This is a genomic window from Candidatus Nitrososphaera evergladensis SR1 (genome assembly GCF_000730285.1).
In the GTDB taxonomy this organism is placed as follows: domain Archaea; phylum Thermoproteota; class Nitrososphaeria; order Nitrososphaerales; family Nitrososphaeraceae; genus Nitrososphaera; species Nitrososphaera evergladensis.
In genome coordinates this window covers 80,039-92,502 of the sequence record NZ_CP007174.1, presented here as the reverse complement: position 1 = coordinate 92,502, position 12,464 = coordinate 80,039, and the positions used below count along the sequence as shown (strand labels likewise).

Here is a 12,464-nt window from a genome sequence, read left to right as displayed (position 1 = left end):
TAGACCAGCTACGAATGTTCTTGTATTAATATATGTGTGTGTGCTCATTCTTTTTTTTGTTATCAGGCTTCTTTAAACGCGCCAGGGACATTCTCCAAGAGCCACCTGGCGCTTTCAAATTGCAGCCTGCCTTTTTGAAGGTGGCCGCAGCTTAGTTCTATGGTGCCCCGCACGTCCCTGCCAAGCGAATTGCAGGCACCAAGCACGTCTGCAAAGGGTATCTCGCCGCTTCCAACTGGGAGAGCCTCGCCCCTGACTTCAAACCCGCTTGCGTCGCTGATGTGGAGAAGCGCAAGCGAGCTGGCAAGGTCCTTTTTTATGCACTGGTCCCAGAAGGGCGCGCGGCCGTACCTTTCCCTGTCCAGGTCGCCGGCAAGCCTGCCCTTTCCACGGCTCAGATAATTCGAGTACAGCTGGTAGTGGGCAAGGTCAAGGGCCGTCATGATGCCGTGTTTTTCCATCCGGGCAAGCTCCGACGGGTGGAATGGCCCGATGCTTTCCGAGTCTCCGTCATGCCGGGGATACGTGTTTTCAACCGCCAGAACGCAGCCGTCCGTATCTTGCTCGCTCTTAAAGAATTTTAGGAATTCTTGCTCTGCGGCCTCGTAAAGCGCAATTTTTTCTTTGTGCGTCCTTGGCACCTCCTTTGAAGGCATGTAGCTTGTCAGGTGGAACACTATTACGACCTTGCTTTGGAGGCCAGCCTCTTTTCTGACTGCTTGCGCCTCCTGGATCGTAAGGGCAAGCGACTCCTTGACCTTCTCCCGCCATTTGTCCTCCCAGATGTTCTGGCCTCTGCCAAGTATCGGGGAGTGGTATGCAAGGTATCGTATGCCGTTGCGCGCGCAAAAACTCGAAACCATTTTAGCCCTTTCAGGAAGCGACGTCTTGGCCATTACTCCACGCGTCTGGTGGACTTCGTGTCCTCTTATCCTGTAGCCATGGCTTTTATGCAGCCTGTTAATGATTGCGGCAATGTTTGCAAACGCCTCCTCTTGCTGGGTTGACTTGAGCTGCATTATGATCATACGACGGCTGCGAAACTCCCCGTGTTGTGGATGGAAAAAACTTGTTTTGTTGTGTATTTAATCGATATGTGTGCATATGCGTGTGTATGTGTGTGTGCAAGTGCAGGCCAGAACTGCGCAGAGGCTCTAGTGTACGGCTCTGCAGTCAGCCTGCTGAATTCTTTTAAGAAAAAGCAGCCCAGCTTGCCCTGAAAGACGGGGTCAGGCTGAGTGGGAACGCAAGGGTGCACGTGTGTGGAGGGATAGCTCCCCTGACCTCTTGACGTTATTATTATTACTACTACTTTTTTTGCGCTGGTACAGGATTGATGCGGAAAGGACGGCTCCAAGCATTATTCCTGCAACGTGCAGAGGGAATTCTGGGACCACCTCTGCTCCGCTGATGACGATCTGGCGCGCTCCTTCGCCATACTCTACCATAACAAGCTTTTCTTTTGTCTGGGTATCCTCAATTACAAGCGGGTCCGGCACAGGCACGCCGTCTATGTGCACCTGGTACGGCCCGCGCAGGACCTTGTCTACTGGAACCAGCAGCCGGCCGGCTTGCCCTGTAGCAGCAGTCTGCCCGTTGACCTTGATCACAAAGCGCTTGCCGGGCTCGTCAAACACAACGCTGACGTTGTTTGATGAGGCGCCGATCACCATGTCCACCCCGGCGTCGTTGGCGGCCTGGATGTCTATGGATTTTTTGTAAAATTTCGTGATGCCAAGGACGATTTCAAGCCCCGACCGGATGTTGACTGGCTCGTCAACCTTGACCGTTTTCAACGAGCTTGTAAAGTCATGCAGGTATCTGTTGTACGCATCCTTGGACGGGGCTGAATAGCCAACCGCAATTGACTTTGTCAGTGTGAAAAAGATATAGCTGTCGGTTATTTCGTAATGTTGCTGCTGCTCGTCTGCACATTCTAGAATAGTATGGAACACGTTGATGTCGTTTACTGGCACCAGCTCGGCAAGCGTCCTCTGGCATTGCTGCTGTTCTTCTTCTTTTCTGCCGCTGCTGCTGCTGTCCAACTCCGGCAGGACATGAACCCCCGACATTATCAGGTTTTTCACTTCAAGCCTGTTTACTGCAAAGACGCTCATCGACGTGCCGGCCTGTGCAGCAGCTGATGATGGCCTGGCCACAGGATATTTCCCGTCTGCAAGCGTGCCGTTCCAGCCCGGAGGGAACTCTATATCGAATCCCGTGCCGCTGTAATAATAACCTCCACTGGATCTTGCTGCCTGGCTTTGGCTTTGTGCATATGCAGGTGCGAGGCTCCCAAAGAAAAGTGCGAAAAGGAACAGCGCACCTGCCAATTCCCTTATCACTTTGATGATGGCAAGAGTTATTGCTTAAATTTTAAAGTCTTTCTGTAATCTTGTTCTATTTGGAAAAACAGTGGCTCTTGTTCTAGGCATGTAGGCGAGCGGGACTCTTTTTTCCTACAAAACTAGATTCATTGCCATTGCCACGATATTCTCTGTGTGTGTGACGGAAGGGCGCCAGAACAAAAAGTGGCGCCTCGTTGCAAGGCACAAAAGTATGTGCCACTATTATGCTAGAGAATAGCCTCTTCTTTTTTCTTTAGGCCCACTTCACTCCATGCCACTTCCAAGCCGGCAAGCGTCACAAAAAAGCTCAGGGCCACCCACATTACCGCTTCCAACAGATCCATGGGAGGATATATCGCTTGCAGGCACTAAACATCTGCTAACAAGGGCTTGCTCTCTCTATCAACGCCTTTCTAGCGCCATCTAGGTTTGTATACAAATCATACTGGAAAATCTGCAGAACGCATCGACAAAATGCAGGATTTATCCTGAGAAACCCGAAAAACTCTGACGCGGTACTATTCTTGCGTGCTGCTGCGTCTACATTATTTTACTCGTACACCGGCTTGCCGTCAGACGTATACCTCTTGACTCGCCTTGGCTGCTCACCCGCCGTTGCTCCAGAAGAGCCCTGCGCGGCCTCGTGTGGCTGGTCATCTTTTTTCTTCCGTAACCTGTCCAAGAATCCCATATTATTACAGTATTATGGTGTGTCAGGGAATATAAGGAGTAACATTAGGTCTGTATTCCGGTGAGCTGCTCGCTTGCCCTCCACAGCCTTTCGGCGGCATCGTCGTCGTACGCGGCATCAGACGCCTTGGCCTGCTTTCTCTTTACGAAATACTCGCCGCTGACATTCTTGATCTCGTCTGACGAGGCAAGATAGATCGCAGTATCCGCACCCTTTTGCGGGCTGGTGAAAAAGACGCTTGCAGCGCCCCAGACAAGGCCATAGGAAGAGCCCCGCACAAGGTTTGTCCTGACCGCTCCGGGATGAAAGCAATTTGCGGTGACGCCCGTTCCCTGCAGGCGCCGCCTTGCCAGCTCCCTAGTAAACAGAATGTTTGCCAGCTTGGACTGGCCGTACGCGCGTATCCCGCTGTAGCCCTTGTTCATCATCTGCAGGTCGTCAAAGTCGATCTTTATTCCCCTGTGGGCTACAGAGCTGGTTGTGATTATTCTCGAAGGGGCTCCGGCCTTCAGCCTGCCAAGGAGCAAGTTGGTCAAGAGAAACGGCGCAAGATGGTTTACCGCAAGCGTGTACTCAATGCCGTCGACCGTCAGCTCCCTTTTTGACATGAACACGCCAGCATTGTTTACAAGCACGTGCAACCTGTCATGGCTGTCGGCAAAATCTTTTGCGAGCTGGCGCACTGACTGTTGCGAAGAAAGGTCTGCGACAAGATATGAGAGCAGGCCCGATGAAACTCTGCTGTCTGCAGTCATGGCGATAACATCCTGGATGGCAGTCTCGCACTTTTCTCTGCTCCTGCCCACGAGCACGACTTTTGCCCCCATCTCTGCAAGGCCGGCCGCTATCTCTTTTCCGATGCCGGATGTGCTTCCCGTGACCAGGCAGATCTTGCCTTCCATCGTCATCATATGATGCTGTGCACATATTTGCAGCTTGCAGATAATAATATAATAGAATCGGAGTTTTTGAAAACAGAAAAAGGGAAAGAAGAGAGGAAGGGATGATGCGTGTGTGTATTTGTTTACCCCGATGCACAGCTGCTAAAGCCGCACTCGATGCAGATGTTGCACCCTTCGGTGATGACAAGCCTTGCCTTGCACGATGGGCACGTGGTGTCCTCGTTTGAAGACATGACCTGCATCGCAGCAGGCTGGGTCGCCTTCTTGGGCACTTCGACGACAGGCGCCGCTACGGCAGCTGTCGCCATCGTTGCCTGCGGAACAGTGCCCTCATCGATTCCCTTCTCCTTCAGTATCTTTAGCATCTGCTCACGCACGTAGGGCTCCTGTATGTTGTTCTGGATATAGTCGGCGATGTACCTGCTCGGCTTGACGGTAAACTGCTTTTCGCCATTGTTCTTGCCGGTGATGTGCAATACCTGCTCCTGCCGCGAGCCGTCCCTGAATACCGTGACGCCCTTTAGCCCCAGCTCGTGCGACAGCAGGTACGAGCACTTTACGTCCTCCGCTGTCACGTCGCCGGGCATGTTTATCGTCTTGGCAATCGCATTGGAAATCCATTTTTGCCACACCGCCTGCGCCATGATGTGGTCCATCCAGTGGATGTCGATTGCAGTGACAAACGTCCTCTGCATCCATTCCGGGATTTCAGCGATGCCGCGCACAGAGCCATAGTTGTTTGCAATCTTGGTCAGTATCTCGTCAGAGTACAGGCCGTTTTCCTTCAGCGCGTTCTCAAACACCTTGTCGGTGTAAAAGAACCTGCCAACAGTCACGCGCTTTTCAAAGACGAGCGCAAACACCGGCTCGACGCCGTTTGCCGTGTCGGCTATCATGGAAAGCGTGCCTGTGGGCGCAATGGTCGACGTCCACGAGTTGCGGATGCCGTTCTTCTTTATCTTTTCAATGAGAGTCGCCCAGTCGTATGTGTGCGTCTCTTTTGGCAGCTCGTAATAGCCTGCCACTGGGATTCTGCCCTTGACATAGTCGGTGTCCTTGAACATGGGGAACGGGCCCCTCGATTTTGCGATTGCAACAGACTCGTCCATGCTCAAGTATGAAACAGCCTCTGCAAGCTTGTTCATGAACTCATAGCCGTCCTTCGAGTTGTACGAGATGCGGAGAAGGAACAGCAGGTCTGCGATACCCATGATGCCAAGGCCTATCCTCCTTGTCGCGCGCGTGTTTGTCTCTATCTCTTCGACAGGGTACTTGTTCATGTCGATGATGTTGTCAAGGAACCTTGTGGAGAGCCTGACTGCCTGCTCGTAGCGCTGCCAGTCAAACTCATACATCCCGTCTGCCTTGCGCTTTACAAAGTTTGCAAGGTTGATGGAGCCCAGGTTGCACGACTCGTATGGATATAATGACTGCTCGCCGCACGGGTTTGTGGCGCGCAGCGGCCCGCCCTTGGCTTCGATGCACGGGTTGTACTTGTTGATGTTGTCAAAGAATATCACTCCCGGCTCGGCGCTCTTCCACGCGGAAAGCGCGATCAGGTCTATCAGCTGCTGCGCGTCAATCTGCCTCATCGGCTCGTGGGTGCGCGGGTTCCTCAGCGTGTACTTGTGGTTTCCATCCTTGCTGACAAGGGCCTTCCAGAAATCCTCCCAGATGCCGACAGAGACGTTGAAATTCTCAAAGACGCCCGGCTTGGTCTTGGCCGTGACAAACTTTTCAACATCAGGGTGCCACGCCTCAAGGATGCCCATGTTTGCTCCCCTGCGCTTGCCGCCCTGCTTTACCACATCTGTGATTGTGTCGATTATCCTCATGAAAGACGTCGGCCCGGATGCGACGCCAGATGTCGAAGCGACAATGTCGCCCTCCGGCCTCAGGTCCGAGTAGTTGATGCCGACTCCGCCTCCCGACTTGAATATCATCGCCGCGTCTGTCGACGACTTCATTATCCTGTTCATGTCGTCGGGCATGTCAAGGACAAAGCACGCCGACAGCTGCCCGAGCCTTGCGCCGGCGTTCATGAGCGTCGGCGTGTTTGGCAAAAAGTCGCGCGATATCATGAGGTTATAGTATTCCCTTATGCGGTCGCTGTACGCGGCCATCTTGCCCTCTGCCACCAGCCTTAACAATTCTTTAAAGCTGACCTTCATCTGGCCCTGCTTTGCGGCGTGGATGTACGAGCGTACCATGGCCTCAAAGTGGTAGCGGTTGAGCCAGTATTCGCCTATCTTTAGCTTCATGTCAAAGTCTGCAAGCTTGTGGTAGTATTTCGCAGCCTCTTCTGCGTCCTGCACGTGGCCGCCTGCAAGGTTGAACACCTGCGAGTCGTGCATCACGTCAGCTATTCCGACAAGGATTGCCACCCTTTCAAACATCTGCTTGGGACTCTCGACTATCTCGTTGTTCTCGTCGCGCAAAAGGTAGCGCGCCGCAAGCACGCGCAGCGAGTTGATGTCAAAGGCCTTGTCGACCTCGTCGAGGTCCTTCTTGTTCAGGACCTTCATCTTTTCGTCCCTTACCTTCCTGCGCTCGTGCCTGTATAGTATGTACGCCTTGGCCGTTTCCGACAGCCCTTCCTCTATCAGTATGGACTCGACCATGTCCTGCACGTCCTCCACGGTGGCGACTGCCTTTTCAGAGCCATAGCCCTGCTGCGCCATCTTTTGGAAGACCCTCACGCCGAGCCTTTCTGCCAGTGGGTAGTCCGGCTTTCCGGTTGCCACAAGCGCCTTGTAAATTGCGTTTGATATCTTGGACTGTTCAAAGCTGACGATGCGTCCGTCCCGCTTTCTGATTTTCGAGATCAGGTTTCCCTGTGAATTATTAAATTCAGTAACTCCCGCCATCCCGTCTCTTACCACCAAACCACTCGTACTTATACTCTTTTGTGCTATTTGTGTTATCTCGTACATCAGCAAAAATGCACAATTGACTATTAATCCCGGCCACGGCAACGAAATCAAACAGAATCGTGTGATATTTTCAGGAAAATCCACAAAACCTTCCGGCAATTTTCCTATGCGTACATACCGACAGAGTCACAAGTTTACCAGCTCTGCCTCTATCATAAAATTATGAAAAAAAGATATGGCGGGCGGCGCAGCTGCGCCGTTTTTCAAACTGCGGCGGGGCGGAGTTGTGCAGCTATGCCGTCGTAAGCAGCCTGTGCGGCGACTTGCATGACTCGCACCTGTCGGCAGACATCTTGTATTTTTTGCCGCACGTTGCGCATACGGCAAGCCAGGCCCGGGGCCGGAAGAACGCAAGCTCTGCAGCTGCAGCCTCGATTGCGCTCTTGGCTTCGCCGGCGCCAAGGTCGGTGACGTCCACTGTGGCCGCAAGTCCGCCATTAAGTATCTTGTCGATGGCAGAGCACTCGGCAGCCAGCTGTTGTTTTTTGTCAAGCTCCTTGCCATTTAGCGTCATTCCCTGGGAATAGCTGGTGGTGTTCTGCGACTGGAGGAGCGAGACTTTGCCATACTTTTCAGAGTCAAGGGCGGCAAAGCGGGTGCCAGAGTCGTCTGCTATCATCGCTACGCCGCAAGAGTCTTCGCCCAGCTGCTTGCCCTGCGCCGCGGCGACATCTACTGCCGTCTTTAGCACCTTCTGCATCACCTCTACTCCGCTGTTGGCCTCATCGTGGCCAAGGATGCTAAAGACGGATTCGTGGGCACCCGTCAGGTTTATGACGATGCTTGAGGTGGCATGCTGCATCGAATGAGTAGCCGCAGAGAACGCGGGGAGGAGCCCGCGTCTTGCGTTGTCCATGACGGCCTTTTTCCTCATTGCCATTGCCGCAAGCGACGGCTTTATCGCAAGGGCCAGCTTTGCCCGAAAGTAGGTTTCGTCCTTGTTTGACTCGTAGGCAAGCCTGGGCAGGTTTATCGAAAGCGCCTGAAGCGACATTGCAGCAGAGGATGAGGAGCCTTTGCCGTTTGTCGCTGCCATCGTCTTGCGTATCCCGCTTGACGACCTGGCAGTATTATTATTATTATCATTGCTTCCAATAGTTATGATGCCTCCGCTCCTTACCGCTGCCGTGATATGGTCGATGCTGTCCTTCAGCTTGCCCCCGTGGGTTATTGCAAGGCCGACGCGGGGAACGGGGGTCGCGTCGACGTACCGGCGGTAGCCGTCAAGTAGCGCGTTCAGCTGCTTGGCGTCCGCTGCTGTGTCGCCGGCAGGCACCACCAGCGTTGCAAGCGGCTGCTGTTGTTGCTGGCCTGCGCCGGCAGCAGCGGCAGATGACGACACAAGCGCCCTGGCGAACTTGGCTGCAAGGTCATCAGTATCCTTGGCCTTGGCAAGCGGCGGCGCGATTCCTTCAAGCACAACCTCTGCCGAGGCCTCCCTCAAAAGGAGCGCGATCAGAACAGGAAGCGCGGCAAGCATGTCGTCGGCCGTCTTTATCGACGCAAACCTTGCCACGGCAGGATGCCTGCAGGCAAGGTCCAGGCTGCCGTCTTCCATGTCGGAAAGGTCCACAAACAGCGTGTCCGGCAGGAGGCCCCACGCTCCGGGCTGGGCGATGTGTATCTCGCCGGCCAGGTGCATGTCGGCGATGTCCTTTGGGAGCGTGTTAAAGATTAGGTACTCTGAAAACACCGAGCCGGCAGTCTTTGCCATGACGCCTGCCGCGCCGCTTCTCGTGGCATCCTCGCTTGACAGCATCTCGGAAATGTCTGACGGCGGCAGGCCAATGCGCGCAAGCTTGTTTCTGTATTCTTCGTGGCCGTGCTCTATCAGCACAGAGTTGACAGTCTCGCGGATAAGCGACGACGTCAGGTACGCGGTCTGGAACTTGTAGATCTTGTTCTCGACCTCCTCGGTTATCTTGTGGGCCTGCTCAAGGGGGAGGTTGGCTTCCCTCACCAGCGACTGTATTATCTTGTGCGAGTTGAACTCCTCTATCGTCTGCCTGCCCGTCCTTACGTACATCTTGCCGCTCTCTATTATCGAGCGCTCTTCAATCTGCCGGGCAAGAGACAGCACAAGCTTGCCCAGATTGGTAATAGTGTAGCGGCGCTCGGCCTTGTTCAGCGCGACCAGCAACTGCCTCAACAGCTTTCTCAAGTGGTATGCAAACTTGCCCGACTCTTTTTTTGACTTGAAACCTGCCAGCGCTTTAAGCTCTGAATATGTCAGTGGGCCCTTTGTGTTCAGGATGCGGAGGATGTCGATCCTGTTCGGGCTTGCCATGACTGAAAATATCATCCTGACGCGCTTGGATGCCGATTCCAGCACGCCTCCCTTGCGTGATTCTCTTTGCTGTAGTTGAGAATAGTCAAAACTCGGTTCCGTTTCCATTGCGCCTCATAACCAACATAAATGATTAAAACTCCTTTGTAAAATATTTTTTACTAACAGTACTACTAGCTCTACGTGAGCCTTTTAGACCAAAAGGTCAACCTTTTCAGCCTTGTTGTTGTTATGCCAGCACTTCTTCTTGCTGTTGCTGCTTTTCTCCTTCTTCTTTCTCTTCCTGGCGGTGCGTTGGCATGTCGGCAGGTATCTCGGGAAGCTTGGCCTTTGCCTCGGTCTCTAGCGCGCCCTCTATCTCGTTGAGGATGCTCAGGGCGTCGGCATCCATGGGCGTCGAGATTTTTGCATCGGCGGCGCGCACGTTTGCGCTTGCCAGCATGTCGGCAGTCACGGACGAGACCTCTGACAGCGCGTCGCCTGCCGCGGGGATGGCCTTTGAGAGCTCGGCCTGGATGCCCTTTATCATGTCGACAGTCGGGTCGATGGTGTCCAGTATCATGGCAAACTCGTTCATGGTCGAGAACCGTATCACCAGCGCCTCAAGCGCCATCCCGGTGTGCTGCGTCGTCCTGCGCAGCTTTTTCACGTTTGAGAGCTCGTTTGCCAGGATTCTTGCCCGCGGGTTGTTGCCAGTCTTGATGCTCGTCGTTATCTGCTGCATGTACAGCGACTCCATCGAGGCAAACCTCTTGTCCAGCATCTGCAACCTGCCTAGCTGGTTGTAGACAACCGCAGTGGCATTGTTTAGCTGGTTCACTAGCTGCTGGCGCTCTACCATCGGCCTACTCTGTGATTTTTGCGGCAGGGTTTCAGGTTAAGGCACAGAGTTGAAGGTTATGGACCAAAAGCTGCCAAAACAGCTAAGCTACAACAAAAGAAGTGGAGGGTTTTTGTTACCGCTTTGTCGCGGCAACGGTAAAGTCGGCAGGGTTGAGCGCTGCTCCGCAGACGGGACAGCGGTTGTTTGTGGCGCGCAGCGCGTCTTTTACCGATTTTAACATGCGCATGGTGTAGATTACAGAACCGCACTTGCCGCACACTACGTCAGCAGACATCATTTTCTCTTTTCAGTTGTTGTTAAAAAAAGAGAAATAAGAAAAGTTCCCTTGACGTTTTTTTACTATCAGTATCAATAGAATTTACACAAATGCAGCATATTGCTGGTTTTTCAGCTGTCGGATAGATCGACGATTTCCTGTAGTATCGTGTTCAGAACTATGTCGAGCTGCTCAAGGTTGTAGTTCAGAGTAGCAATTTCGTGTTTTAGTTCTTGATACTCTTTAGATCTGATTTTCTTTTCCTCTGTTACTTTTTCGTATTTCTCAATCAGTTCTTCCTTGTAGGAAGGCTGAGAGGCCAGCGGGATCCTGTACCCGAGCTGGTCTTGGCGTTTGATGCAATCCAGTATTATTCCGTCCAGTGCCAGAATGCTCAGTTCCAAGTCTTCGATTCTCTTTTGCGTTCTTTCCTTCAGCCTCTCCAGGGTTTCCCTGTCCAGCCTTTCGAGGTTTGGCGGCAAAGAATAGACGGGACGCAACGACGCCCTGTTAGCTTGAAGGTAGCTTATTAGCATTAGCTAAAGCTAATTTTTCATTTGAAGTAAAAAAATCTAGCCTTATGCCTTCTCAAGCAGCAGGCCGTGGTGCTGGTCAAAGCCGGCAACCCTTACCTTTGCGCCTACCGGCAGGTCCTTTGGCTCCTTGATGCCGGGAAGGAACCCAGACGCGCGTATGTTTGCGTTATTTATCTTGAACACCACCCACGCGTACGAGCCGGCATCCTCAAAGCCCGCCGGCGCCACTGCCTGGATTGTGTACGTGACGACCGTGCCGGCGCCTTCCAGCTCGACGTCTTCAAACTTGCTTGCCGAGCACTTTTCGCAAAACATGACCGTCTCCAGCATCGTGTGGCCGCACTTGACGCACCTGTGCGCCAGTATCTTTTTCCTGCTTGCTACCTCGATGAACTTTTCGCGGACTCCGTGTGTATCCATGTTGGCGTGTCTCTCCCTCTCTATTTTTACTACTACTATTACTTCCTGTCCACTTTTCTGAATAGGTGCACCGCCGCGCTTGCGCCGGTTGCGCCAAAGTTGTGCGTCAGCGCGATTTCTGCGTCTTTTACGGTGCGCTCGCCTGCCCTTCCGGTGAACTGGTCAAACACCTCGACGACCTGCCCGACGCCGGTTGCGCCGATTGGGTGGCCCTTTGATTTCAGCCCGCCGGACGGGTTTACTGGGATCTCGCCGTTGAGCCTCGTAGCTCCGTCCCTCACCGCGTGGGCCGCCTTGCCCTTTGGGAAAAAGCCGAGGTCTTCGATGTCGATTATCTCTGCGATTGTAAAGCAGTCGTGCACCTCTGCAAAGTCAATGTCCTTCGGGGTGACGCCGGCCATCTTGTACGCCGCCTTGGCCGCTGCGACGGTGCTTGGGATGGTGGTAATGTCTTCCCTGCCCTGAACTGCAGCAGGAGAGGCGCCACGGCCGGAGCCGATTATCTCGACGTACGGCCTGCCGGACTTTTTGGCAAAGTCCTCGGAGCAGAGGATTGTAGCTGATGCGCCGTCAGAGAACGGGCAGCAGTCCAACAGCTTTAGTGGCGACGCGACCACCGGCGACTTTAACACGTCGTCAACGGTGATCTTTTTCCTCACGTGCGCCTTTGGGTTGAGCACGCCGTTTTCGTGGTTCTTGACCGCCACATGGGCAAGGTCTTCCTCCGTGGCCTTGTGGGTCGTCATGTAGGCCCTTGCCATCGACGCAAAGAGCCCGGGGAACGAGGCGCCGTTTCCGCCCTCGTAGAAAAAGTCAGAGCAGTATGAAAACAGCGTGGTGCTCTGCGTCGTGCCCGTGTGCGTGACCTTTTCGACGCCGAGCGCAAGAACGCAGTCGTAAAAGCCCGCCGCGACGTTGGCGTAGGCTTCTCGGAACATGACTGAGCCGGAGCCGCACGCCGACTCTATCGTGAGGCCGGGGACGTGCGATATGCCAAGGTTGCTCATTATGACAGGTGCCATGTGCACCTGCTTGTCGGCGACACCGAAAACGTTGGAAATGTAGCCGGCCTGGATCTCCTTTGGGGTTATCCCTGCAGACTCGATGGCGTCTTTAGCTGCAGACATGGCGATTTCGATGATGCTTTCGTTTAACTTGCCGTATTTCGTGCTGCCGGCTCCAAGAACGCAAACCTTGTTGGTCATGTGTATGTAAGAGAAACTACCCGTTTTGCACTATAAATAGAT

Annotated in this window: 11 protein-coding genes; all 11 read right to left on the bottom strand. The window is 53.6% G+C overall.

The genetic code is table 11. The features are described 5' to 3' along the window. Positions 1–62: 62 nt before the first annotated feature. A complete protein-coding gene (locus NTE_RS00505; RefSeq protein WP_148699239.1) occupies positions 63–1,019 on the bottom strand; it encodes an apurinic/apyrimidinic endonuclease family protein in 957 nt (318 codons plus the stop codon). Between the two features lie 210 nt (positions 1,020–1,229). Then, positions 1,230–2,345, bottom strand: a complete 1,116-nt coding sequence (locus NTE_RS00500; protein ID WP_148699238.1) for a hypothetical protein — start codon at positions 2,343–2,345, stop codon at positions 1,230–1,232. Positions 2,346–2,898: 553 nt separating this feature from the next. Continuing rightward, positions 2,899–3,039 (bottom strand): hypothetical protein, encoded by a 141-nt coding sequence (locus tag NTE_RS16110; RefSeq protein WP_158384871.1) that lies wholly within the window; start codon positions 3,037–3,039, stop codon positions 2,899–2,901. Between the two features lie 44 nt (positions 3,040–3,083). Continuing rightward, on the bottom strand, positions 3,084–3,950 hold the full coding sequence (locus NTE_RS00495; RefSeq protein ID WP_226987088.1) for an SDR family oxidoreductase: 867 nt from the start codon (positions 3,948–3,950) through the stop codon (positions 3,084–3,086). Positions 3,951–4,063: 113 nt separating this feature from the next. After that, on the bottom strand, positions 4,064–6,808 hold the full coding sequence (locus NTE_RS00490; RefSeq protein ID WP_148699237.1) for an adenosylcobalamin-dependent ribonucleoside-diphosphate reductase: 2,745 nt from the start codon (positions 6,806–6,808) through the stop codon (positions 4,064–4,066). A gap of 298 nt (positions 6,809–7,106) precedes the next feature. Then, positions 7,107–9,269, bottom strand: a complete 2,163-nt coding sequence (locus tag NTE_RS00485) for an anaerobic ribonucleoside-triphosphate reductase (RefSeq protein WP_148699236.1) — start codon at positions 9,267–9,269, stop codon at positions 7,107–7,109. A gap of 121 nt (positions 9,270–9,390) precedes the next feature. Then, positions 9,391–10,002, bottom strand: a complete 612-nt coding sequence (locus NTE_RS00480) for a hypothetical protein (RefSeq protein ID WP_148699235.1) — start codon at positions 10,000–10,002, stop codon at positions 9,391–9,393. A 115-nt stretch (positions 10,003–10,117) separates the two neighbouring features. Further along, on the bottom strand, positions 10,118–10,282 hold the full coding sequence (locus NTE_RS16920) for a hypothetical protein (RefSeq protein ID WP_193354081.1): 165 nt from the start codon (positions 10,280–10,282) through the stop codon (positions 10,118–10,120). Positions 10,283–10,392: 110 nt separating this feature from the next. Next, the gene (locus tag NTE_RS00475; RefSeq protein ID WP_148699234.1) at positions 10,393–10,797 is read right to left on the bottom strand and encodes a DUF342 domain-containing protein; all 405 of its coding nucleotides are present in this window, start codon (positions 10,795–10,797) and stop codon (positions 10,393–10,395) included. Between the two features lie 42 nt (positions 10,798–10,839). Further along, the gene (locus NTE_RS00470; protein ID WP_148699233.1) at positions 10,840–11,217 is read right to left on the bottom strand and encodes a Zn-ribbon domain-containing OB-fold protein; all 378 of its coding nucleotides are present in this window, start codon (positions 11,215–11,217) and stop codon (positions 10,840–10,842) included. A gap of 38 nt (positions 11,218–11,255) precedes the next feature. Then, positions 11,256–12,422 carry a thiolase domain-containing protein gene (locus tag NTE_RS00465; RefSeq protein WP_148699232.1) on the bottom strand — a complete coding sequence of 389 codons (1,167 nt, stop codon included), beginning with the start codon at positions 12,420–12,422 and terminating at the stop codon, positions 11,256–11,258. Between the last annotated feature and the right edge of the window lie 42 nt (positions 12,423–12,464).

What these genes read in the sequence shown, in the direction of transcription:
- NTE_RS00505 (WP_148699239.1), bottom strand. Translation starts at nt 1,019, where the DNA reads ATGCAGCTCAAGTCAACCCAGCAAGAGGAGGCGTTTGCAAACATTGCC.
- NTE_RS16110 (WP_158384871.1), bottom strand. Translation starts at nt 3,039, where the DNA reads ATGGGATTCTTGGACAGGTTACGGAAGAAAAAAGATGACCAGCCACAC.
- NTE_RS00495 (WP_226987088.1), bottom strand. Translation starts at nt 3,950, where the DNA reads ATGATGACGATGGAAGGCAAGATCTGCCTGGTCACGGGAAGCACATCC.
- NTE_RS00490 (WP_148699237.1), bottom strand. Translation starts at nt 6,808, where the DNA reads ATGGCGGGAGTTACTGAATTTAATAATTCACAGGGAAACCTGATCTCG.
- NTE_RS00485 (WP_148699236.1), bottom strand. Translation starts at nt 9,269, where the DNA reads ATGGAAACGGAACCGAGTTTTGACTATTCTCAACTACAGCAAAGAGAA.
- NTE_RS00480 (WP_148699235.1), bottom strand. Translation starts at nt 10,002, where the DNA reads ATGGTAGAGCGCCAGCAGCTAGTGAACCAGCTAAACAATGCCACTGCG.
- NTE_RS16920 (WP_193354081.1), bottom strand. Translation starts at nt 10,282, where the DNA reads ATGATGTCTGCTGACGTAGTGTGCGGCAAGTGCGGTTCTGTAATCTAC.
- NTE_RS00475 (WP_148699234.1), bottom strand. Translation starts at nt 10,797, where the DNA reads ATGCTAATAAGCTACCTTCAAGCTAACAGGGCGTCGTTGCGTCCCGTC.
- NTE_RS00470 (WP_148699233.1), bottom strand. Translation starts at nt 11,217, where the DNA reads ATGGATACACACGGAGTCCGCGAAAAGTTCATCGAGGTAGCAAGCAGG.
- NTE_RS00465 (WP_148699232.1), bottom strand. Translation starts at nt 12,422, where the DNA reads ATGACCAACAAGGTTTGCGTTCTTGGAGCCGGCAGCACGAAATACGGC.